The sequence below is a fragment of the Planotetraspora mira genome, from assembly GCF_016863275.1.
Lineage (GTDB): Bacteria > Actinomycetota > Actinomycetes > Streptosporangiales > Streptosporangiaceae > Planotetraspora > Planotetraspora mira.
Genome location: NZ_BOOO01000033.1, coordinates 81,419 through 102,549 on the forward strand (window position 1 = coordinate 81,419; position 21,131 = coordinate 102,549).

Annotated in this window: 21 protein-coding genes; 12 read left to right on the forward strand and 9 right to left on the reverse strand. The window is 70.5% G+C overall.

Annotated elements, in window-relative coordinates; all coding sequences use genetic code 11:
- Positions 1 to 37 precede the first annotated feature (37 nt).
- On the forward strand, positions 38 to 883 hold the full coding sequence (gene hisG, locus Pmi06nite_RS27250; protein ID WP_203955982.1) for an ATP phosphoribosyltransferase: 846 nt from the start codon (positions 38 to 40) through the stop codon (positions 881 to 883).
- 20 nt (positions 884 to 903) lie between these two features.
- Positions 904 to 1,206, forward strand: coding sequence for a YciI family protein (locus tag Pmi06nite_RS27255; protein ID WP_203955983.1), 303 nt, complete (start codon positions 904 to 906; stop codon positions 1,204 to 1,206).
- A gap of 36 nt (positions 1,207 to 1,242) precedes the next feature.
- Here Pmi06nite_RS27255 and Pmi06nite_RS27260 read toward each other — a convergent pair whose 3' ends face one another.
- Together Pmi06nite_RS27260 and Pmi06nite_RS27265 are read right to left on the reverse strand one after the other, a co-directional pair.
- Positions 1,243 to 2,646 (reverse strand): acyltransferase family protein, encoded by a 1,404-nt coding sequence (locus Pmi06nite_RS27260; RefSeq protein ID WP_203955984.1) that lies wholly within the window; start codon positions 2,644 to 2,646, stop codon positions 1,243 to 1,245.
- 161 nt (positions 2,647 to 2,807) lie between these two features.
- Positions 2,808 to 3,566 (reverse strand): IclR family transcriptional regulator, encoded by a 759-nt coding sequence (locus Pmi06nite_RS27265; RefSeq protein ID WP_203955985.1) that lies wholly within the window; start codon positions 3,564 to 3,566, stop codon positions 2,808 to 2,810.
- A 104-nt stretch (positions 3,567 to 3,670) separates the two neighbouring features.
- Between Pmi06nite_RS27265 and Pmi06nite_RS27270 the strand changes: the two genes are divergently transcribed.
- Positions 3,671 to 4,036, forward strand: coding sequence for a metal-sulfur cluster assembly factor (locus Pmi06nite_RS27270; protein ID WP_203955986.1), 366 nt, complete (start codon positions 3,671 to 3,673; stop codon positions 4,034 to 4,036).
- Positions 4,033 to 5,031, forward strand: a complete 999-nt coding sequence (locus Pmi06nite_RS27275; protein WP_203955987.1) for an amidohydrolase family protein — start codon at positions 4,033 to 4,035, stop codon at positions 5,029 to 5,031. The genes Pmi06nite_RS27270 and Pmi06nite_RS27275 overlap by 4 nt, the downstream gene beginning before the upstream one ends.
- 74 nt (positions 5,032 to 5,105) lie before the next feature.
- Here Pmi06nite_RS27275 and Pmi06nite_RS27280 read toward each other — a convergent pair whose 3' ends face one another.
- The 6 genes from Pmi06nite_RS27280 to Pmi06nite_RS27305 all read right to left on the reverse strand — a co-directional run bounded on the left by Pmi06nite_RS27280 (position 5,106) and on the right by Pmi06nite_RS27305 (position 12,134).
- Positions 5,106 to 5,747 (reverse strand): bifunctional 4-hydroxy-2-oxoglutarate aldolase/2-dehydro-3-deoxy-phosphogluconate aldolase, encoded by a 642-nt coding sequence (locus Pmi06nite_RS27280; protein WP_203955988.1) that lies wholly within the window; start codon positions 5,745 to 5,747, stop codon positions 5,106 to 5,108.
- Positions 5,748 to 5,810: 63 nt separating this feature from the next.
- Positions 5,811 to 8,138, reverse strand: coding sequence for a golvesin C-terminal-like domain-containing protein (locus Pmi06nite_RS27285; protein ID WP_203955989.1), 2,328 nt, complete (start codon positions 8,136 to 8,138; stop codon positions 5,811 to 5,813).
- Positions 8,139 to 8,253: 115 nt separating this feature from the next.
- Positions 8,254 to 9,534 carry a type 2 periplasmic-binding domain-containing protein gene (locus Pmi06nite_RS27290; RefSeq protein WP_203955990.1) on the reverse strand — a complete coding sequence of 427 codons (1,281 nt, stop codon included), beginning with the start codon at positions 9,532 to 9,534 and terminating at the stop codon, positions 8,254 to 8,256.
- A gap of 34 nt (positions 9,535 to 9,568) precedes the next feature.
- Positions 9,569 to 10,459 (reverse strand): carbohydrate ABC transporter permease, encoded by an 891-nt coding sequence (locus tag Pmi06nite_RS27295; protein WP_203955991.1) that lies wholly within the window; start codon positions 10,457 to 10,459, stop codon positions 9,569 to 9,571.
- Positions 10,456 to 11,334, reverse strand: a complete 879-nt coding sequence (locus tag Pmi06nite_RS27300; protein WP_203955992.1) for a carbohydrate ABC transporter permease — start codon at positions 11,332 to 11,334, stop codon at positions 10,456 to 10,458. Before Pmi06nite_RS27300 ends, Pmi06nite_RS27295 begins: the two co-directional genes overlap by 4 nt.
- Complete coding sequence (locus tag Pmi06nite_RS27305; RefSeq protein WP_203955993.1) at positions 11,331 to 12,134, reverse strand: IclR family transcriptional regulator; 804 nt, start codon at positions 12,132 to 12,134, stop codon at positions 11,331 to 11,333. Before Pmi06nite_RS27305 ends, Pmi06nite_RS27300 begins: the two co-directional genes overlap by 4 nt.
- Positions 12,135 to 12,232: 98 nt before the next feature.
- On the opposite strand from Pmi06nite_RS27305, the gene Pmi06nite_RS27310 reads away from it, so the two are divergent.
- The 8 genes from Pmi06nite_RS27310 to Pmi06nite_RS27345 all read left to right on the forward strand — a co-directional run bounded on the left by Pmi06nite_RS27310 (position 12,233) and on the right by Pmi06nite_RS27345 (position 19,667).
- Entirely contained in the window at positions 12,233 to 13,345 is a 1,113-nt protein-coding gene (locus Pmi06nite_RS27310) for a mandelate racemase/muconate lactonizing enzyme family protein (RefSeq protein WP_203955994.1), read from the forward strand.
- On the forward strand, positions 13,346 to 14,239 hold the full coding sequence (locus tag Pmi06nite_RS27315; protein ID WP_203955995.1) for a dihydrodipicolinate synthase family protein: 894 nt from the start codon (positions 13,346 to 13,348) through the stop codon (positions 14,237 to 14,239). It begins immediately after the preceding gene.
- Positions 14,236 to 14,988, forward strand: a complete 753-nt coding sequence (locus Pmi06nite_RS27320) for an SDR family NAD(P)-dependent oxidoreductase (protein WP_203955996.1) — start codon at positions 14,236 to 14,238, stop codon at positions 14,986 to 14,988. Before Pmi06nite_RS27315 ends, Pmi06nite_RS27320 begins: the two co-directional genes overlap by 4 nt.
- The gene (locus Pmi06nite_RS27325) at positions 14,985 to 15,944 is read left to right on the forward strand and encodes a sugar kinase (RefSeq protein ID WP_203955997.1); all 960 of its coding nucleotides are present in this window, start codon (positions 14,985 to 14,987) and stop codon (positions 15,942 to 15,944) included. The genes Pmi06nite_RS27320 and Pmi06nite_RS27325 overlap by 4 nt, the downstream gene beginning before the upstream one ends.
- A gap of 214 nt (positions 15,945 to 16,158) precedes the next feature.
- On the forward strand, positions 16,159 to 17,043 hold the full coding sequence (locus Pmi06nite_RS27330) for an ABC transporter ATP-binding protein (protein WP_203955998.1): 885 nt from the start codon (positions 16,159 to 16,161) through the stop codon (positions 17,041 to 17,043).
- A 2-nt stretch (positions 17,044 to 17,045) separates the two neighbouring features.
- The gene (locus Pmi06nite_RS27335; RefSeq protein WP_203955999.1) at positions 17,046 to 17,783 is read left to right on the forward strand and encodes an ABC transporter permease; all 738 of its coding nucleotides are present in this window, start codon (positions 17,046 to 17,048) and stop codon (positions 17,781 to 17,783) included.
- Between the two features lie 97 nt (positions 17,784 to 17,880).
- The gene (locus Pmi06nite_RS27340) at positions 17,881 to 19,044 is read left to right on the forward strand and encodes a sensor histidine kinase (protein ID WP_203956000.1); all 1,164 of its coding nucleotides are present in this window, start codon (positions 17,881 to 17,883) and stop codon (positions 19,042 to 19,044) included.
- A gap of 17 nt (positions 19,045 to 19,061) precedes the next feature.
- Entirely contained in the window at positions 19,062 to 19,667 is a 606-nt protein-coding gene (locus Pmi06nite_RS27345; RefSeq protein WP_203956001.1) for a response regulator transcription factor, read from the forward strand.
- A 28-nt stretch (positions 19,668 to 19,695) separates the two neighbouring features.
- On the opposite strand, the gene Pmi06nite_RS27350 is transcribed toward Pmi06nite_RS27345, so the two are convergent.
- Complete coding sequence (locus Pmi06nite_RS27350; RefSeq protein WP_239114236.1) at positions 19,696 to 21,063, reverse strand: EAL domain-containing protein; 1,368 nt, start codon at positions 21,061 to 21,063, stop codon at positions 19,696 to 19,698.
- Between the last annotated feature and the right edge of the window lie 68 nt (positions 21,064 to 21,131).

Here is a 21,131-nt window from a genome sequence, read left to right on the forward strand (position 1 = left end):
TTGGTCCATCCCGATTCCGAAAGGTTCACCTCACGCCATGCTGCGTCTAGCCGTACCGAACAAGGGCGCGCTCACCGATGCCGCCCAGACCATGCTGAAAGAGGCCGGATACCGGCCGCGCAGAGACTCCAAGGAACTCGTGGTCGTCGACCCCGAGAACTCCATCGAGCTGTTCTTCCTGCGCCCTCGTGACATCGCCGTCTACGTCGGCGAGGGCACCCTCGACGCCGGCATCACCGGCCGCGACATGTTGTTCGACTCCGGTGCCCCGGCCGAGGAGGTCGTGCCACTGGGCTTCGGCCGGTCGACGTTCCGTTTCGCCTCGACTCCCGCGACCTACAGCAGCGTCAACGACCTCTCCGGGCTGCGGATCGCCACGTCGTACGCCGGCCTGCTGGGCAAGTACCTCGCCGACCAGGGCATCGACGCCCGGGTGATCAAGCTGGACGGCGCCGTGGAGACCGCGATCCGGCTGGGCGTCGCCGACGCGGTCGCCGACGTGGTGGAGACGGGCACCACCCTGCGCAACGTCGGCCTGGAGGTCTTCGGCGAGCCGATCGCCCACTCCGAGGCCATCGTGATCAAGCAGTCCGGCGCGGCGGAGACGAACGGCTTCCAGCAGCTGATCCGGCGTCTGCAGGGCGTGCTCGTGGCCCGGGACTACGTCATGATCGACTATGACATCCGGGCCGAGCGCATCGACGAGGCCATCGCGATCACTCCCGGAATGGAGGGGCCGACGGTCTCCCCGCTCCACCGCGAGGGCTGGGTCGCCGTCCGCGCCATGATCCCGCGCAAGGGCCACCAGCAGGTGATGGACCAGCTTTGGGAGATCGGCGCGAAGGCCATCCTGATCACCGCCATCTTCGCCGCGCGACTCTAGCCCGCAGGCCGGAGGCACGGGTGTTACATCTGCTGCTCCTGAGCTATCGGGGGTCGGAACAGGACGCGGAACCGCACGTCGCCGCGCACGTGAGGTTCCTGGAGCGTCATCACCGGGAGGGCACGTTCCTGGTGTCCGGCCAGACGGTGCCGACGGCACAGGGCGGCGCGATCGTGGCTCACGGGATCGACCGGGCCTCGGCGGGGCGGATCGTCGCCGAGGACCCGTTCGTCCTGGCCGGGGTGGCGGAATACGCCATCGTCACGATCGATCCGGGCCGTGCGCATCCTGTCCTGGCCGGGCTCCTCGCCGGCGACGCCTGACTCCAGCCCGAGTGGGACAGGGAAGCCTGAGTCGTTTCATCGGTGCGGCACGTCGGGTGGTGTCGACCGCAGAAGGCGCGGCACGTCGGGTGGTGCCGACCGCAGAAGGCGCAGCACCGCCGCGCCGGCGAGATACGCGATCAGGGCGGCCGTCGGCAGGCCGAACACGGTCGGACTGGTGCTGGGCAGCAGGCTGTTGCCGAGAAGGGCGGAGACGACCCCGGCGAACCCCGCCAGGGCGAGCACCAGGCGGGCCACCGGGTGGTTCGCCGCCCGGGCGAGGCCGGCCGGAATCCAGGGCCGGCGCGTGGCGGGACGGCGGGCGCTGCGGACCTCGATCGGCCCGAAGATCGCGACCAGCGGCATGAGCCCGCAGGCGCACAGGATCAGCAGGGGGATCCGCCAGGCCAGCCAGCCTGCCGAGCCGACCTCGGGCGTGGGCAGGGCGCCGGCGGTGTGCAGGACGAAGGTGACCAGGATCGCGGCGGTGACGTGCCAGAGGAAGATCGTCAGGATCACCGTGTTGACGGCGACCACCGCCATCCACGGTCGCGGCCCCCGCAGCCACCGCTCCGCCCGGTCCCGCAGCAGCAGGATCGCCCCGAACTGGGAGGCGGCGACGGCGAGCAGGGCCAGGCTCGGAGGCGACATGTTGTGCAGCCGCTCACCCGGCACATTGATCATGCTGATCGGGTAGGGGCCGGCCAGGGTGAGCAGCAGCAGCGCGCCGATTCCGCCGAGCAGCATCGGCACCCCCACTCGGGGACGGGCGGGCAGCAGCCCCTCCCGCCAGGCGAAGCCCATCTGGTGGATGGCCAGCCAGCCGAACAGGAAGTTGCCGACGCCCCAGGACGCCGCACCGAGGAGACGGGCGACGTCGCCGAGGGCGACGAGGCCGACCAGCACCAGCGGGACCCGCAACCCGTAGCGGCGGTGCAGGGCGTACATCGGCGGGGTGAGGACGATGACGATCAGGTAGACCACCAGGAACCACAGCGGGATCGAGGCGAACCACACCACCAGGCGCACCCGGGCGGGATCGGCGCCGGTCAGGTGGGCGGCGAGCGCACCCCCGGCCATCACCAGGACCAGGGCGGTGGTCGGCCGGATCAGCCGGCCGCTCCGGTTGAGCAGCCACTCGGTCGTGTCCCCGCCTCGGCCGCGGTGCCTGCTCAGCGAGACCGCGTTGGCGTACCCGCCGACGAAGTAGAACACCGGCAAGACCTGGAAGACCCAGGTGAGCGGATGAGCCCACGGCAGGTCGGGCAGCGCCGACCGCCCGACCAACTCCCGGTGCCGGTCGTAGCCGACCACCGTCACCAGCCAGTGGCCCAGGACCACGGCCAGGATCGACAGCCCTCGCAGCAGGTCGGCGAACCGCTCCCGCGACGGCGGCGTCTGCTCCGCGAGCCGCCGAAGCTCTCGCAACGTGGCGCCCATGTCGTCCGTGACCTCCAGGGCACCCTCGGATCGATGGGTGACGATCGGATCCCTACCCCATGGAGCCCGCCCGCGTTCATCGGCCTGGGCGTCCGCATCGGGGCAGGCCGTCCGCTCGGGCCCCCGGCCGTCCACTCGGGCCCGTGACCTGCCCGGGCGGCTCAGTCTGTGTCGGCCATCCGGAGGTCGGCGGCGGCCTGGCGGAGGTGCGACACCGCGAGATCGGGAAGATCGAGGCCGCGGGTGGAGATGCCCACGGCCAGGCAGGTGCCTCTGTCGCCGTCAGGGACGGCGACGCCGGCGCACGCCACGGTGTCGCGGAACTGCCCGTGCTCCTCCACGAGCTCACCCGGGTGGAGACCGGACAACTCGGCCTCCAGATCTTCGAGGCTGGTCGGCGTGGTGGAGGTGAACGGGCGCATGCCGTACTCGGCCAGGATGCTCCGCCGCGTGCCGGGCGAGAGCGTGAGGAGCAGCGCCTTGCCGAGCGCCGTCGCGTGGGGAGCGGTCTCGAGCCCGGCCTGCAGGTCCTCCAGCCAGGGGGATCTGGGCCCCTCGGCCACGTCGAGGATGAAGAGTCGTCCGTGGGAGAGCCGGGCGAGGTAGGCCGTGTGCCCGGTGGCCGAGGCCAGATGATGCAGCACGGCCGAGGCGCGGGGCGGCCGGTGGAAGGCTCCGATCAGCTCGTGGAAGCGCTCGGCGATCTGCGGTCCGATGGTGTACTCGCCGCTCGGGCACCGGGTGAGGTAACCCTCGTAGGAGAGCGTCCTGACGAGGTGGTAGGTCGTGGACAGGTTGAGCCCGCAACGCCGGGCCAGCGCCTTCACCGTCAGCGGGCGTTCCGACCGAGTGACCTGCTCCAGCACACGCAGAGCGCGGGAGACGCTGCGGATCAGGTCGCTGGGCGCGGTGTCGGCCATCCTCACAGCATGTCCCGGCCCGGTAGCGCACGGAATACCCGTGGTGTGCGCCATCTGAAATTCCGCGGCTACCGCCCGCCGCGCCTCCGTCACACGATGGGGCCATGTCACAGATACCGCCGTGGGCGAGTGAGGCGCTCGCCGAGGTGTTCGACCCGTGCTGCAAGGAGAAGGGCATCTCGGTGGTGGAGATGGGCCTGGTCAGGTCCGTCGAGGTCGCCGATGGCCGGGCCCGGGTCGAACTGCTGCTGACCTCGGGCTGGTGTCCCTTCGCCGCCCGGGTCCTCACCGAGGTGCGCGAGAAGATCGCCGCCCAGCCCGGCATCGAGGACGCCGATGTCGAGGTCGTCTGGGACGAGGCCTGGACCGTCGACCGGCTCTCCCCGCGCGCCGCTCGAATCCTGCGTTTCCTGCCGCCCCCCTCGAAGGTCCAGGACCGGGAGGCCTACATCCTGGAGGAGCTGTCATGATCGACGACGCGTTCGTGTTCGACAGTGTCGCGCACGTGTTCAACTTCGAGGCCAAGAACGCGTTCGGCAAGCCGGGCGAGATGTTCTCCAACCATCTCTACGCCTTTCACAACGCCCTCACCCCGGAGGGCGAGACCAAGCTGCCGCCGGAGGAGTTCCTGCGCCAGTGGACGATCGAGGACATCCGGCGGATGGTCTACGAGGAGTCCGACACCGACATGCTCGTCGCGATGCCCCTGCCGCTCACCGACCTCTACCACGACGGGCTGTCGCCGTGGACGGAGTGCGCCGAGCTCGCCGCGCGGGACCCCGACCGGACCGTCTTCTGGGGCACGATCAACCCCCTCGAGGGCCGCAAGGCGCTCGACCTGATGGAACGCCAGGTGGGCGAGTTCGGCGCCCGCGCGTTCAAGCTCTACAACGTCCGCTACGACTACGGCTCGCCGTACCCGTGGCGGATGGACGACCCGCGCATCGCCTTCCCGATCTTCGAGAAGGCGCAGGAGCTCGGGATCAACCTCATCGGCGTGCACAAGGGTGTCCCGCTCGGCCCGCAGCCGATCGAGCACACCCAGACCTGGGACATGGACGGCGCGGCGGCCAACTTCCCCGACATCAACTTCGTCATCTTCCACGTCGGGCTGCCGTTCCTGGACGAGACCTGCTGGCAGCTCATCCGCTACCCCAACCTGTACGCGTCGCTGGCGGCGACGATCAACTTCGTCGTCCGCGCGCCCAGGATGTTCGCCGAGATCATGGGCAAGCTGCTCTTCTGGTGCGGGGAAGACAAGATCATCTATGGGTCGGAGGCCCCGATCTTCCATCCGCAGTGGGCGCTTCGCGCCTTCAAGGACTTCCAGATCCCCCAGGACCTCTGCGACGGGTACGGCTACCCGCAGCTCACCGAGCAGGCCAAGCGCAAGATCCTCGGGGAGAACCTGCTCAGGCTCCACGGCATGGACGTCGAGGACGCCAGGGCGCGTCTCGGCCGCTGAGATCCGCCTCCGGATCGATGACGCCGAGCGGGAGTGTCAGGTACTCCGCCAGGCGTCGTCGCCGTCGGACGGGGCTAGATGGAGGCCGGGTGGCGGAGGGTCTCCAGGAAGATGCGGATGTCACCGGGATCGGCCCGGACGAGTTCGCCGCCCATGCCGACGGCGACGGCTCCGGCGCCGATCCATCCTGGGGCGGACGTCATGGTGACGCCGCCGGTCGGGACGAGCGGGGCGTACGGCAGCGCCTGAAGGACATCGCGCAGAGTACTCGGGGAGCTCTGCGAGGCGGGGAACAGCTTCACCAGGTCGGCTCCCGCCTCGAGCGCCGAGACGATCTCGGTCGGGGTCGCGGCTCCGGCCACGACGGGTACGCCATGGCGGTGTCCCGCCCTGATCACCTTGGTGCTCAGGGCGGGGCACACAAGAAACCTCGCGCCGGCCTCGATGGCGAGCACCGCCTGATGCCCGTCGAGCACCGTGCCGGCGCCGATCATCGGGGCGGACCCCTCGGTCTCTCGCCCGGGCGCGAGGGCCGTCAGCCGCCGGATCGCGGCGAGCGCGCCCGGCGTCACGAGCGAGACCTCGACCGAGCCGAGCCCCGCCGCCAGGAGGCGAGAGCCGTACGAGATCGCGTCCTCTGGCGAGGGGGCGCGGACGATGCCGATCACCCGGTCCGCCACCACGCGCGCCGCCAGTCGCCAGCGGACGTCAGCCATGAGTGTGAGCCTCCGTTTCGTCGATGTGTGGTCGGGTCGTGCGGTCAATGTGAAAACGAACCGTCAGCGTGCGGGAGTGACGTGGAGCGTGGTGGTGGCGGCGAAGGCGTCGAGGCCGTAGGAGACGGTCACGGTGTCGCCGGGCCTGAGTTGCAGCACGCCGTCGCCTTCCCGCGTTTCCCCGGGGAGGGCGCTGATCTGGCCGGTGAAGTCCAGGGCGCTGGGCCCGGTCTCAGTGACCCGCACATCCTCCTCGTCGCCGCCAGAGGTGCGGATCGTCACCGTGCCGTGTTCGGGTGCGGACGCGTCGAGGTTGAGTGGTGCGCGGAGCCGTACGTCGATCGTGTCGGCGGGGGCGACCACGTCGGGGGCGAGTCCGGAGACGGAGCCGGAGGCGCTCACCGCCGTCTGGTCGACGGACAATTGGGCGAGGCTAGAGTTCCAGGCGGTGTTGAAGGCCACCCAGCCTTCGGCGTAGCCGAGGTCGGCCTCCGGGTTGTACGGGTAGGACGCCTCCTTGGGTGACCCGTCCAGCACTCCCTGGACCTCCTCGAGTTCGCCGGCTCCGCTGCCGGGCGGGTACTCCTTGGGCCAGCCGCGCTCAACTCCCTCGAACCCTCCAGCGGTGGCGGCGTCGTGCGAGAAATGGGCGTCGGCGGGATTGCGGCCGAAGACGTGGTCGATCTGCCCGGCTGCGATGCGGCGCAGAGCCGCCTGCTTCGCCGGATCCTCGATCACCCGGGCCGCCGCGAGGGCCGCGGCGGGCAGGCCCGCGACATTCCCCGGCTCGTTGTACTCCGGGATGATCCACAACGTGTCTGAATATTTCCGGAAATCCCACATGTTCTGGGAGCGGGCGATGGCCACATCCGCCCACTGCCCGATCTTGGCCGCCAGCGCGGGGGAGGGGAACCGCTCGGCATAGTAGGCCAGCGACTCCATGGTGACGTGCTCGTTCATCCGCTGGCCCTTGGTCGTGGCAGGGTCGTCCCAGTCCAGGTTCGCCACCAGCCAGTCCACCTGGGCGCGGGCGGCGTCGAGATACCGCTGCGCGCCGGCCAGCCCGTCACGCTCGGCCACCTCGTACATCATGAGGTTCGGCACGATCGAGTGGCCCGGCGGCAACTGGCCCTTGCCCGTGCCGATGACGGTGTAGGTCTGGAACAGGTCGGCGCTGTGGGGGATGTCGTACCAGTTCCACCGGTCACGCGCGGCATCCGACCAGGTCGCCACGAGGTGGTCGCGGGCCTTGAGGTACTGCTCGCGGGGGATCCATCTCGACAGGTGCGGATAGGCGTACACGAACCAGGCCAGCTGTTCCTTGAGCAGGGTGTGGTTCACCTTCCCCTGCAGGTAGAGGTCCACGCCCCAGTTGATCAGCTTGACGATCTCCGGCGCGTCCGGCGTCGTGGAGATCGCCAGCCCGTCGTAGCGACCGGTGCCCGGCGCTCGGGTGAACGCGTCGGGGTTGGACAGGTAGAGCTCGATGAGGCCCTGGAGGGTGAAGGAGAACTGGTGGTCGTCCCGCCATGCGACTCCGGTGTTGCCGCGGTTGCAGTGGTCACCCGCCGGATCGGTGAAGACCAGCTTGGTGGCGTCGCCGTTCGCGCAGCGCGACTGCACCATGAAGTCCACCGCGCGCTGGATTGCCACCCGGTATGTCCAGTAGGGCCCGATGCCGAACGGATGCGAGGTGCCCGCGCCGATGACGCCCGTGACGCTGACTACGTACGGCCCGGCGCTCGCCGGCTGGAAGGCGGTGAAGTCGCCCACTCCGCCCTGCACCGTGCCGTGGAACAGGACCTCGGCGGAGCCCTCGCGAGTGACGGTGAAGGTGTCGCCGTCGGCGGCGCGCGGGGCGGTGAACCGCTTCGGCCCGGTCAGGTCGTAGCCGCTCTGGTTGACCAGCACGTCCTGGGTCGGCCGGCTGGAGTGTAGCCGTACGGCATCCGCGCGGGTCACCTTGCCGGCCGTCTTGGCGGTCACCGTGAGAGTGAGCGAGGCGCCCTGGCTCAGCCGGACGGTGCCGAGAGTGTGCCACTCGTCACCGAAGGCGGCCTGATTCGCCTTCACCGAGGTCGCACCCCACGTGTAGGTGACGGCCGGATCGTTGACGTCGGAGGAGGCGGGGATCCAGACGTCGAGCGTGTACTCGTCGTCGGCGGGGGCCGTGACGATCCACGCCGCGGTGGCGCCGACCTGCCTGGTGAAGCGGGTCGTGCCGCCGAGGAGGCCGGTGCGCTGAGCCTGAGTCCAGACGCCCGTCTCCCGGTAGCCGGGATCGCGGGTCGTGGAGACGATCTCGACGGGACCGGAGGCGGCCGCCACGGGGGGAGCGAACGAGACGATGAGCAGGAGGGCGAGGATGCCGCCGAGGACGCGTGGGAGCATGGGCATGAACACCTCTGTCGGGATGGGCAGGGGATGTCAGGGAGCCGCCCGGCCGGACACGGCCCTCCGCGGAATGGCCGTTCCGCGGAGACGTACGACCTGCTGGGCGGCCTTCCTACTTCTGCAGGCCCTCGACGGCCTCGGCCGCCTTGGCCAGGGCGTCCTTGGCGGAGGAGTTGCCCACCAGGACCGCCTGCACCTGCTCGGCGACCGCCGACTCGATCTGGGCGTCGGCGGCGTAGCGCCAGAAGGGGTTCGCGGTCGCGGTCTTCGTGATCTTCTCGGTCCACTCCGTGGTGAAGGAGTCTCCCGCGACCTTGGGGTCGGCCAGGCCGGCGGTGGTGGTCGGCGGTAGCTGGACCTTCTGGAAGAAGTCCGCCACGGTCGCGGTGTCGGAGGTGGCGAAACGGGCGAACTCGGCGGCGGCGTCCGCGCCCTCGCCCTCCACCACGGCGATCACGTGACCCCACAGGAGCGCCTGTGGCGTGTCTCCCGCCTTCAACACCGGCCGGGACAGGGGAGCCATCTTCTGGACGAGTGCCTTGTCGGGCGACTGGCTCGCGACGACGCCGCGAGCGATGATCGCGTCGTCGTAGAAGGCCGCCTTGCCCTGCGAGAACAGGGCGCGGGCGTCGAAACGGTCGACGTCCGGCGCGATGAGCTTCGCGTCGTACAACTTCTTGTACCACTCGACGGCCGCCACAGAGGGCTCGTCGCCGATCGTGACCTGGTCGCCGGACAGCAGCGGGCTGCCGAACGTCTGCATCCAGGGGAAGATGTCCTTGAGCTGCGCGGCCTTGGTCGCCGCGGCGTAGGGCACGACGCCCCCGCCGAGCTTGGCCACCTTGCCCAGTGCCGCCTCGAACTCGTCGATCGTCGTGGGCATGCCGTCCACGCCCGCCTTGGTGAGCAACTCGGTGTTGGCGATCAGGCCGATCGAGCCGGTGGTCCATGGCAGACCGAGTTGCCTGCCGTCGAACTTGCCGCTGGACAGGGCCACGTCGGTGTAACCGCCCGCGGACGCCTGTGCGCCGAGGTCTCTGAGCTTGCCCATCGCGGCGAGCGCGCCCAGCCACGCGACGTCGACCTGCACGGCGCCGGTCAGCTGGTTGCCGCGCAGCTTGAGCACCACCTGGTTCAGGTACTCGTTGTACGGGAACGAGGCGGTGGCGATCTTGACTTTGTTCGTGGCCGCGTAGGCGTCGACGATCGCCTGCACCGCCGCCTTCTGGGCAGCCTCGTTCAGTGACCACGAGGTGAAGCCGAAGGTCTTGGCGGCGGCGTCGCCCGTGGCGGCGCCGCCTGTGGCGTCGGGAGCACAGGCCGCGAGCGCCGCGACACCGAAGGTGGACAGCCCGAGCAGCCGCAGGGCGTCCCGCCGGTTCATGGTCGTCATGACTTTCTCCATGTTCAGGATGAGGGGTGGGGGCTCAGCCCTTGACCGCGCCCGCCGTCAGGCCGCCGACCAGGTATCGCTGCAGGAACATGAAGGCGGCGATGACCGGAAGCGAGACGACGAACGACGCGGCCATGAGGTCTGGCCAGGCGGTTTGGAACTCCCCGAGATAGGTGTGCACCAGGCCCGGCGGCAGCGTCTGCCGTTCGGGGCTGCTGAGGGTGAGGGCGAAGATGAAGTCGTTCCACGCCCGCACGAAGGCGAAGAGCCCTGCGGCCACCAGCCCGGGCGCGGCCAGCGGAAGGACGATCGTGTGCAGCGTCCGCCAGCGCGAGGCCCCGTCGATCGCGGCCGCCTCCATCAGCGAGCCGGGGACCGTGTCGAAGATGCCCTTCAGCATCCACACGCACAGCGGCAGCGTGAAGGTCGTGAACGAAAGGATCATCGCGGTGTAGCTTCCGAGCAGCCCGACGGCGCTGAAGACGGCGTACAGCGTGACGAGCAGCAGGGCCTGCGGGAACATCTGCGAGGCCAGCACGAGGTGCATCAGCGACTTGCGGCCGCGGTAGCGGAACTTCGAGAAGGCGTAGGCCATGTACGCCGACACCACGACGCTCAGCACCGCCGTGATCACCGACACGATCACGCTGTTCACGAGGTAGCCGAAGAGCTGCTCGTTCTTCGCGAGGTCGGCGAAGTGATCCAGGGTGATCCGGGAGGGGAACAGGGACGGCGGGAAACTGAACACCCGGTCGTCGGGGGTGAATGCGGTCACGATCAGCCAGTACACCGGGAACATGCCGAACAGGCCGATGACGGCGACGGCGATCCACGCGGCCACGCGGGAACGGGCCTGGTCGGGCCTGAGCCTCCGGCGTACCCGTTCCCTGGGGAGGGTGGCGGGCCTCGGCAGTGTGACGGTCATGAGCGTTCCTTCGTCTCGTGCCGCAGGTAGAAGGCGACGAGGACGAGCAGCAGCAACATCCACAGGCCGCCGAGCGCGGTCGCGTGGCCCAGATCGAAGCCTTTGAAGGCGGTGTCGTAGACCGCGACCGCGAAGGTCTCGGTCGCACCCGCCGGCCCTCCGCCGGTGAGCACGTAGATCGTGTCGAAGTGCTGGAAGTTCCAGATGAACTCGAGCAGCACGACGATGCTCGCGATGCCCTTCATGTGCGGGAGCGTGACCGAGATGAAGCGGCGGATCGCCCCGGCTCCGTCGACCGAGGCCGCTTCGTGCAGTTCCTTCGGCATCGTCTGCAGGCCGGCGAGCAACATCACCATGATCCAGGGGAAGCTTGCCCAGCTCTTGGTGACGATGACGGCGATCATGGCGGTGGCCGGCTCGCCCAGCCAGCTCACCGGTGCGTCGAGGATCCCGAGCCGGAGCAGGATCCCATTGAGGACGCCATAGTTCGCGTTGAAGATCCACAACCACAGGAAGGACACGACGACGCCGGGGATCACCCACGGGAACAGGAACAGCCCGCGCATCAGGCCGCTGCCTCTGATCCCGGCGTTGAGTGCCAGGGCCAGGGCGTATCCGATCAGGAAGGGCACGATCGTGGCCCCGGCGGTGAATACCAGGGTGTTGCGCAGGACCGGCCAGAAGTCGCCGCCGAGCACGTCGGCGAAGTTGGCCAGGCCGGTGAACGCGCGGCCGGGCCGGACCAGGCTCTGTTCGAAGAAGCCCGTCACCACCGACGAGATGAGCGGGTAGGCGATGATCGCGAGGAAGAGGGCCAGGGCCGGGAGCATGAGCAGCCAGGCGAACTGGCCGTTGGTCAGCCTTCCGGCCCTCATGTCGGGCTCACGGCGAAGGCGCGCACGGGACCGACGTAGCCGAGGCCGATGCTGACGGAGTCGGCGGTCTCGATGATGGTGCGGGCCAGTTCGTCCTCCTTGGACGGCAGGTCGATGGCCGACAGCGGCCCGGAGATCGAGATGGCGGCGACGATGTCGCCCGCCTGGCCGCGGATCGGGGCGGCGACGCACGCGCGGCCGAAGGCCAGTTCCTCCGTCTCGGTGGCGTAACCGCGGCCGCCCACTGTGGCCAGCTCCTGGTCCAACCTCGCGTGCGTGGTGATCGTGTGAGGGGTGAACGGCTGCATCTCCGCCTCCGGGAGCAGCTCCCTGCGCTCGTCCGCTCCGAGGCCCAGGAGGAGGCACTTGCCGATGCCCGTGGCATACAGCGGTTTGCGCTGCCCGGTGAGCACGAACGAGCGGGGGGCAAGCCGTCCCTCGAAGTTCAGCAGGTAGAACATGGAGTCCGCGCGCCGGATCGCCACGTTCACGCCCAGCCCGAGCGTCGCGGCCAGATCCTGGGCCACCTGGCGGGCCTCCCGGTGCACCGCATTCTGATTGAGCGCGACGCCGCCCAGCGTGATCGGCGCGGTGCCCAGCCGATAGAGGCCGCTCACCTCGTCCCGCTCGACGAACTCCAGGGTTTCGAGCGTCGCAAGCAGCCGAGACGCGGTCGAGACGCCGAGGCCGGTGGCCCTGGCGACATCCGACACGCGCAGCTCGGACCGGCCGCTCAGGAACGCCCGCAGAACGGAGATCGCCCGTTCTACGCTCTGGTTGTTGCTCTGTTCGGAAGCCACTCTGTCTCCATTGCACGTCGCTTGCGCTATGTGGGATGGTTACGCATATGTTGCAAGGCCGTCAACCCCAACGGATCAGAGAGGTGCGCTGTCATCCGGTGAAGATCCGGCACAGCGACGCGTACCTCGGGACCCCCGTCCAGGAGGACACCTACTTCGTCCGGCCGCCGTGGCGCAGCCTCTACTCGGCCCGGTTCGAGACGCTCCTCGTCAGCATCACGTGCGACGACGGGACCACCGGCTGGGGCGAGGCCCTCGCCCCCGTCGCGCCCGAGGTGCCCGCCGCGATCGTCGAGCGGTTGCTCGCTCCCGCCCTGATCGGCGAGGATCCGACCCGCGTCCGGCCCCTGTGGGACCGCCTGTCCGGACTCATGCGCGAACGCGGCCACCTGACCGGCCACCAGGCCGACGCCCTGGCGGCCGTCGACATCGCGTTGTGGGACCTGACCGGGCGGCTCACCGGGCGTCCGGTGGCCGAACTGCTCGGCGGGGCATTCGTCGACGACGTCCCGGTGTACGTGAGCGGCCTGCCCAGGCAGACCGACGCGGAGCGGGCGGAGCTGGCCGCCGAATGGGTCGCGCGCGGCGCGACGACGGTGAAACTGCATCTCGGTCATGGCGTCGCGGAAGACCTCGCCACCGTGGACGCCGTGGCCGCGTCGGGGCTCAAGGTCGCGGTCGACGCGCACTGGGTCTACGAACTCCCCCAGGCCGTACGGCTCGCGCGTGGCCTGGCGGAACGGGGAGCGCTCTTCCTGGAGGCCCCACTCGCCCCGGAGGACGTCGAGGGCCACCGTGAGCTCGCCGCCCGGGCGGAGCTGCCGATCGCCGTGGGCGAGTCGCTGCGCAACCGCTACGAGTTCGCCGACTGGCTGGGGAGGCGGGCCCTGCACCTGGCCCAGCCCGACGTGGCCCGCACCGGCATCACCGAGCTGATCTCCATCGCCGAGCTGGCGGCGGCCCGCCACGTCCGCGTCGCGCCGCACCACTCGACCGGCCTCGGCGTCGCGATGGCGGCCGGGCTGCACGTCAGCGCGGCCCTGCCGAACCTGGCGTTCTTCGAGTACCAGCCGACCAGCTTCGAGGTGGCTCAGACGATCCTCCGGGCTCCGCTACGTGGCGGAGCCGGAAGCCTTCCCCTGCCCGAAGGGCCGGGCCTCGGCGTGGACGTCGATCTCGACGTCGTCACCGCACTAGCAAAGGAGTCGTAAGTGCCCCTGTCCGGACTGATCCCGATCCTTGCCACCCCCTTCACCGAGCGCGGCACCCTCGACCTGTCCGGCCTGCGCAGGCTGACGGAGTGGCAGCTCGCCTCGGGCGCCGACGGAGTCGCGTTGTTCGGCATGGCCAGCGAGGGCTTCGCGCTGACCGCCGCCGAGCGCGGGGTGATCCTGCGTGAGGTCCGTGACGTCGTGGCGGGGGCCGTGCCCATCGTCGCGGGGGTGGGCGCCACGAGTACGGCCACGGCGCTGGAGCAGGCGTTGAGCGCGTCCGAAGGCGGGGCGGACGCGCTGATGGTGCTCCCGCCGTACCTGGTGAAGGCGTCAGCCGGCCAGCTCGTCGACTTCTACGGGGAGATCGCGGCGCGGTCCGGAGCCGGCGTCATGGTCCAGGACGCGCCCGGCGCCACCGGGGTCAGCATGCCGGAGAGCCTCATCGTGGAGCTGAGCGGGCTCGAAGGCGTCACGTCGGTCAAGGTCGAGGCGCCGCCGACCGCTCCGAAGATCGGTGCGGTGTCCGCTCGCGTCCCCGGGGACTTCGCGGTGTTCGGCGGTCAGAACGCGCTGTTCTGCCTGGAGGAGTACGCGCGGGGCGCGACGGGGACCATGCCCGCCTGCGAGTTCACCGACCTGCTCGCTCCGGTGCTCGCCGAGTGGCGCGACGGGCGGACCGCCGAGGCGGCCGCCGCTTTCACGAAGCTGCTGCCGTTGATCCGCTTCGGCATGCAGCCGGGAATCGCCTGGGCGGTGCACAAGGAGGTCCTGGTGCGGCGCGGACTCATCGCGTCGGCCACGGTGCGGCTGCCGGCCAGGGCCCTCGACGCCGGAAGCCGGGCCGCTCTCACCGAGGTGCTCGCCGTCCTTCCGGAGGTGGCCGTCCGATGAGCGGGGACCACGTGGACGCTGCTGGGCCGATGAGCCGCGGCGTGCTGCTGGCAGGGGGCAACTCGCCGATCGGACTGGCCATCGCGGCGCTGTTCGCCTCCCGCGGCGACCGGGTGGTGGGCGCCGGGCTCGAACCGTGTGGTGCCGGCTCCTACGAGTCCTTCGTGGTGGCCGACTGCTCCGACCCGGGTCAGGCGGGCCTGCTCGTCGAGTCCGCGGTCGAGACGCTGGGCCGTCTCGACGTGCTCGTGCTCGCCACCGCGGCCATGCCCGTGGCGCCGGTCATCCGGACCACCGACGCGCAGTGGCGCTCGGCCATCGGGGCGACCCTCGACGCGGCGTTCCACCTGTGCCGTACGGCCCTGCCGCACCTTCCGGAAGGAGGAGCCGTGGTCGCGGTGGGATCGGTGAACTCCTTCCTCGCCGCGCCGGGTGTGCCCGCCTACGCAGCCGCCAAGGGCGGCCTCGACGCGCTGATCCGCCAGGTGGCGCTCGAGTACGGCCCGGCCGGGATCAGGGCGAATGTCGTGGCGCCCGGTCTGATCGGCGGTGAGGGGATGGAGCGGGCGGCCGATGGTTATCCCCTCGGCCGTACGGGACTGCCCGGTGAGGTGGCCGAGGCAGTGGCATTCCTGGCGTCGCCGGCCGCCTCCTTCATCACCGGCGCCACGTTGCCGGTCGACGGTGGGCTGAGCGTCGCCTCTCCCGCGGCCTTCCTCCGCCCCGACCTCCGGGCGAGGTTCCTGTGAGTGCGGTCGCGGGCCGCCCGGACGTGGTCGGCGTCGGAGAGGCCATGGTGCTGCTCCAGCCCGAGCCAGGTGGTGATCTGGCATCGGCCGACCGGCTCGGCGTCCACGTCGCGGGCGCCGAGCTGAATGTCTGCGCGGCGATCGCCCGGCTGGGCCTGAGCGCGTCGTTCGCCTCACGTGTGGGGGACGACCCGTTCGGCGACCGGGTGATCGCGGCGGTCCGGACGCTGGGCGTCGGCACGGGACTGATGAAGCGTGATGGGGGATTCCCGACCGGCGTGTTCTTCAAGGACATGCGTCCCGACGGGCGGCGCAGGGTGCATTACTACCGGTCGGGGTCGGCCGCCTCGGTCATGGATGAGACCGACGCGAAGGGGATCATCGAGAGCCGTCCGCGGGCGCTGGTGGTGAGCGGAGTCACGGTCGCGCTGGGGGAGGGGCCCGAACAACTGGTCAGAACCCTCGGCACGACGGCGGCCGAGGCGGGGGCGCTGCTCGTCGTCGATCCCAACCTGCGTCCCACGCTCGGCCGCCAGGATCAGGTGATCGTCGCGGTGAGGGACCTGCTCGAGGTGACCGACCTGCTGGTCCTCGGCCAGGACGAGGCGGGCCCGCTGTTCGGAGAAACGGCGCCAGAGGCCGTGTTCGCCTCGGTGCCTCAGCGAACCGAGGTGGTGCTGAAGGCGGGGCCGGAGGGCGTCTGGTGCCGGGACGGCGACGCCCGCCCGGTACATGTGCCGAGCACGGCCCGCCATGTGCGCGATCCGGTCGGCGCCGGCGACGCCCTCCTCGGCGGATACCTGGCCGCCAGACTGTCCGGGGCGAGCGCCGAGCGGGCCGCCCGCATCGGCAGCCTCCTCGCAGGGCGGGTCGTGGAGACGCTGGGGGATCTTGAAGGGCTGCCCGCTCCTGACGAGGCCGCCGGGCTCATGGCGGGCCTCGGACGACCGCGGTGATCTCGCCGCGGCACTAGGCCGGCAGCCAGTCCATCCATTCGCCGTGCGGACCGCCCATGGCCACGGGTTCGCCGTCCAGCGCGGTGAGGAACGTCTCTCGTCGGGAACCCTATGCTCCGGCACGGACGGCGAACCGGGCGCCTGACAAATGTCACCGTGAAGCCCGGAGGCGTGGCACTGATGATCTACCGGGCGTTTGCCTAGCGTTGACGTCATGAACGCCATCGCCTTCACCGGCGTCACCAAGAAGTACGGCGACGTCGTCGCCGTGGACGGCCTGACGCTGGACATCCCGATAGGAAGCACCGTCGCCCTCCTCGGGCCGAACGGCGCGGGCAAGTCGACCTCCATCAACATGCTGCTGGGGCTGCTCCGCCCGACCAGCGGTGACATCAAGGTCTTCGGGAACGGCCCGGACCAGGCGGTCACCCGCGGGGACATCGGCGCGATGCTGCAGGAGGGCTCGCTGATCCCCGAGCTGACCGTCAGGGAGTCCGTCGACTTCATCCGCCGGCTCTATCCCGACCCGCTGCCCCTCGACGAGGTGCTGCGGATGGCGGACCTGACCGATCTCGCGGGGCGGAGGGCGGACAAGCTGTCCGGCGGCCAGACGCAGCGGGTGCGGTTCGCCCTGGCCATCGCCGGCGGACCCAAGCTCCTCCTGCTGGACGAGCCGACGGCCGCGATGGACGTCGAGTCGCGCCGGTCCTTCTGGGACAACATGCGGGCCTACGCGGCCCAGGGCAGGACGATCGTGTTCGCCACCCACTACCTGGAGGAGGCGGACGAGAACTCCGACCGGGTCGTGGTCATCGCCCGCGGCCAGGTCGTCGCGGACGGCACCGCCGCGGAGATCAAGTCGGGCGTCGCCGGGCACGCGGTGAGCTTCCGCCTCGGCAGTCAGTCGGCCGCCGGGCTCGACGCGCTCTCTGGAGTCTCCGCCGTGGAGATCCAGGCGGACCGCGTCACGCTCAGGACGGGCGACCCGGACGCCACCGTCGAGGCCCTCTACCGAAAGACCACCCTCGACGTCCGCGACCTCCAGATCCACGGGGCCGATCTGGAAGACGCCTTCCTCGCTCTCACCAAGGAGTCCTGACCATGCCGCACTACCTGAAGATCGAACTGCTGCGCATGTTCCGTAACAAGCGGTACGTCATCTTCGTGGTCGTCTTCCCCGTCGTCTTCTACCTCCTCTACTCCAACCTGTGGGGGTCGGAGGTCGACCAGGCGACGGGCGTCAAGGCCAGCGTGATCCTCATGGTCTCCATGGCCGCGTACGGCGCGCTCGCCGCGTCGATCATGTCCAGCGCGGTGCCGTGGGCCCAGGAGCGGCAGAGCGGCTGGCTGCGCCAGCTTCAGATCACCCCGCTGCCGGGCTGGGCGATCATCACCACCAAGCTCATCGCGTCCATGGTGCTGGTGTTGCCGTCCCTGCTGCTCGTGGGGCTGGCGGCGGTGCTGACCCAGCACGTGTCGCTTCCCGTGGGCGAGTGGTTCGGGCTCATCGGCGCCCTGTGGATCGGCGTGATCCCCTTCGTGGCCCTCGGCCTGACGATCGGCTCGCTCCTGCCTCCGGACACCGCGCAGCCCGTCGCCATGATCGGGATGTTCGGGCTGGCCCTGCTCGGAGGGCTGTGGTTCCCTGTTGACATCATGCCGTCCGCCATGAAGTCGATCGCCCACGTTCTGCCGTCCTACGATTACGCGAGCATCGGATGGAACATCGTGGCGGGCGACGCCCCGGAGACCTCCGCCGTCCTCGGGATCGCCGGCTGGGCGGTCGCGCTCGGCGCCCTCGCCGTCCTCGCCTATCGCCGGGCGACGGTCCGCGCCTGACGGCTGGGCGGCCGGTACGTACGGCGAAGCCGGGCGAGGCGGAGACCATGGACGGCGGCAGACGGCGTCGGCGAGGTCACGGACAGGAGGCGGAAGGATGAGCTGGTTCAGCCGCACCTTCACGTTCGGTGCGATGGACGCCAGGTCGTCCCGGTGGCGACGGTTGATCGGCATCATGTTCGGCCTCGTCTACCTGTTTTATCCGGTGGTCGACATCGTCAAGGGGAAGGTGCCGTTCGCCGAGGCCGTCTGGCAGGTCGTGGCGCTGGTCGCCTTCGTGGGCACGTACGTGACGACGGTGCTGACCGCGTCCGACGACCACGACGAGCGCAACCCGCTGACCGTGCCGCTGCTCAGCGTTCTCACGGCCATGGCGGTGGGATATCCGCTGGTCTTCGGCGCCGGCTGGCTCGCGTTGCCCATCTACGTGACCATCATCTACTCGATGGGGTTGCCCCCGCGCGCCGCGCTGCCCGCCGTCGGGGGCATGGTGCTGGTCGTGGTCGTCGTAGGCCTGGTCGAGGGGGCGGACAAGGGCACGTTGGCCCTGCTCGTGATGGAGGTTCTGACACTCGGCCTGCTGTTCATGGGAGTGCGCAACACCCGGCTGCTCGTCTTCCAGGTGCGGCAGGCGCAGAAGGAGGTCGGCCGGCTGGCGGTCAACGAGGAACGCCTGCGGATCGCCCGTGACCTGCACGACCTGCTCGGGCACAGCCTGTCCCTCATCGTGCTGAAGAGCGAACTCGCCCGCAGGCTGGCCGAGCAGGGCTCCGAGCGCGCGATCCAGGAAGTGGCCGACATCGAGTCCGTGGCCAGGCAGGCGCTGGTCGAGGTCCGCGAGGCCGTCACCGGGTACCGCCGGCGCTGTTTCTCCGAGGAGATCGACGGCGCCAGGTCGGCGCTGGCCGCCGCGGGGGTCGAGCTCACCGTGCGCACGTCGGGGACCCCGCTGCCTGACACGCTCGACGGGTTGCTCGGCTGGGCCGTGCGTGAGTCGGTGACGAACGTCGTACGGCACGCCCGGGCGACGCGCTGCGAGATCACCCTGACGTACGGCAAGGCCGGCGCGCTGCTGGAGGTCGCCGACAACGGCGTCTCCGGGCCGTACCAGCCGGGCAGCGGCCTGACGGGCCTGATGGAGCGGGTGGGCGCGGCCGGCGGCTCCGTCGAGGCGGAACCGGCGGCCGCCGGGTTCCGCCTGCGGGTCGTCGTCCCGCGCCAGCCCGCCGAGCCGGAGGCCGGGCAGCCCGTCCCGGTCTGAGCGGTAGGTTGGGGCCCGTGATCCGCGTGATACTGGCGGAGGACCAGAGCATGATCCGGGGAGCCCTCGCCTCTCTGCTGAGCCTCGAGCCCGACATCGAAGTGGTGGGAGAGGCCGCGACCGGCGACGAGGCCGTCGTCGTGGCCACGGCCACGAGGCCCGACGTGGCGCTGCTGGACATCGAGATGCCCGGCAGCGACGGCATCACCGCCGCGGGGGAGATCCGCCGCGAGGTCCCCGGGTGCCACGTGATGATCCTCACCACGTTCGCGCGGCCCGGCTACCTGCGCCGGGCCATGGAGGCCGGAGCGTCGGCGTTCCTCGTCAAGGACAGCCCCGCGCGCGAGCTGGCCGCCGCCATCAGGCGGGTCCTGGCCGGTGAGCGCGTCATCGACCCCGGTCTGGCCGCCGCCGCGCTCAGCGCCGGGCCCAATCCGCTGTCCCCGCGGGAGCGCGAGGTCCTGAGCGCCGCCGTGGACGGCTCGACGATCAACGACATCGCCGCGCGGCTGCACCTGTCGGAGGGGACCGTCCGCAACTACCTGTCGTCGGCGATCCAGAAGACGGGAGCCCGCAACCGGATCGAGGCGGTGCAGAAGGCTCAGGCCCAGGGCTGGCTCTGACCTCGCGCTCCCGCCCCGGCGAGGGGCCTCAGTGGCTCGCCTGCATGTCGGCGACGTGGCGGATCAGATCGCCGACCCTGACGATCCCCATGCACCTGCCGACCTCGTCCACGACCACGAGGTCGTCGTAGACCCGGGCGTTGTCACGACCGGCCACCTGCATCGCGGCTATCGCGGGGGTGGTCTTCGGCACCACCTTGGCGGTGTCGGCGAGACGGTGGGCCGGTTTCCTGGCGTGCAGGGCGTGGCCGTACGCGCCGGCCATGAACAGCAGGAAGCGGCTGCGGTCGATGCTGCCCTGCGGCCGCTGGTATTCGTCCACGAGGATGATGCTCGTGATGGACGGTTCCGAGCTGAGTGCGGACATCACGTCCTCGGCCGAGGCCTCCATGGGAAGGGTCACGGCCGGAAGCAGGAACTCCTGGACCCGCGGGCCCAGCATCGCGTTGGCCGGAGTCGTCTCGGCGAGCGGCAGCGGCACGTGGACGCGACTGTGGCCGAGGGACGGCCGCCAGTCGGCGGGGGCGAGCAGCGGGCCCTGCGCGAGCCTGATGCCCCAGCCGCGCACCGCGCCCAACTGGGTCTCGTCGCGGACGCCGGGCGCCAGGACGTGCGCCCCGATGCCCTTGGCGAGCGTCACCAGCGACTCGGCCAGCCCGCTCCTGCGGGGGTCGCGCGGCCCGCGCTCGACCACGTCCTGGGAGATGAGGATCACGTACGGCGAGGCGTCGGCGACCAGTTCGAGCGGGACGTAGGAGGAACCGAGACCCCCGAACGCGATCAGGTAGCCGACGGCCCGCAGGCCCTCTATCCCGGACAGGAGATACCGCCGGTCGCCGGGGGAGACGTCTCCCTCGATGACCAGGATCACCTCGCGGGGCCGCCGGTTGGTCGCGCGCAGTGCCTCGTGGAGCGGCGCGAGCCCCGCGGACCCGCCGAGCACGGCGGAGACGGGGATGGGCAGCAGAAGGGGCAGAAGCGCCTCCTCCTGGGCGGCCGCGAGCACGCCGTTGACGGTCCCGGCGACGCCGGCGACCGGCCCGCCGATGGTGGACGCGATCACCTCGACCGCGATGACGCCCCCGGTGTCGAGATCGATGATCGGGATGAACTGCGGTCGGCCGGGGGTGCCGGGAATGTCGAATCCCGGCATCTCGAACCCGGGCTGGACCGCTCCGGAGTGACGACCGGCCGGAGGTGCGTCCGTACCCGGCACGGCCGCGCCGTACGGGCGGGACGCCGACGGCTCCGGTGCGGGAGCGGTCGCGCCGTAGGGTCGGCTGGGCGCCGGCGCGTCCAGGCCGGGCGCGCGGTGACTTCCGGACGTTGAGGCGTCCGGGGCGGTCTGGGCCTGTGACATGGCAGGCGGAGCCGCCGAAGGTGAGGGGACCGACACGTATTGAATTCTCAACCTTACTGATCGGTCACATCAGCCCCGGGAAGCAGAATTCACCCATATTTCCC

Coding starts and splice junctions, on each gene's coding strand:
- Pmi06nite_RS27270 (WP_203955986.1), top strand. CDS start 3,671: ATGTCACAGATACCGCCGTGGGCGAGTGAGGCGCTCGCCGAGGTGTTC.
- Pmi06nite_RS27335 (WP_203955999.1), top strand. CDS start 17,046: ATGCCGCACTACCTGAAGATCGAACTGCTGCGCATGTTCCGTAACAAG.
- Pmi06nite_RS27330 (WP_203955998.1), top strand. CDS start 16,159: ATGAACGCCATCGCCTTCACCGGCGTCACCAAGAAGTACGGCGACGTC.
- Pmi06nite_RS27280 (WP_203955988.1), bottom strand. CDS start 5,747: ATGGCTGACGTCCGCTGGCGACTGGCGGCGCGCGTGGTGGCGGACCGG.
- Pmi06nite_RS27285 (WP_203955989.1), bottom strand. CDS start 8,138: ATGCTCCCACGCGTCCTCGGCGGCATCCTCGCCCTCCTGCTCATCGTC.
- Pmi06nite_RS27290 (WP_203955990.1), bottom strand. CDS start 9,534: ATGACGACCATGAACCGGCGGGACGCCCTGCGGCTGCTCGGGCTGTCC.
- hisG (WP_203955982.1), top strand. CDS start 38: ATGCTGCGTCTAGCCGTACCGAACAAGGGCGCGCTCACCGATGCCGCC.
- Pmi06nite_RS27320 (WP_203955996.1), top strand. CDS start 14,236: ATGAGCGGGGACCACGTGGACGCTGCTGGGCCGATGAGCCGCGGCGTG.
- Pmi06nite_RS27340 (WP_203956000.1), top strand. CDS start 17,881: ATGAGCTGGTTCAGCCGCACCTTCACGTTCGGTGCGATGGACGCCAGG.
- Pmi06nite_RS27265 (WP_203955985.1), bottom strand. CDS start 3,566: ATGGCCGACACCGCGCCCAGCGACCTGATCCGCAGCGTCTCCCGCGCT.
- Pmi06nite_RS27300 (WP_203955992.1), bottom strand. CDS start 11,334: ATGAGGGCCGGAAGGCTGACCAACGGCCAGTTCGCCTGGCTGCTCATG.
- Pmi06nite_RS27260 (WP_203955984.1), bottom strand. CDS start 2,646: ATGGGCGCCACGTTGCGAGAGCTTCGGCGGCTCGCGGAGCAGACGCCG.
- Pmi06nite_RS27275 (WP_203955987.1), top strand. CDS start 4,033: ATGATCGACGACGCGTTCGTGTTCGACAGTGTCGCGCACGTGTTCAAC.
- Pmi06nite_RS27295 (WP_203955991.1), bottom strand. CDS start 10,459: ATGACCGTCACACTGCCGAGGCCCGCCACCCTCCCCAGGGAACGGGTA.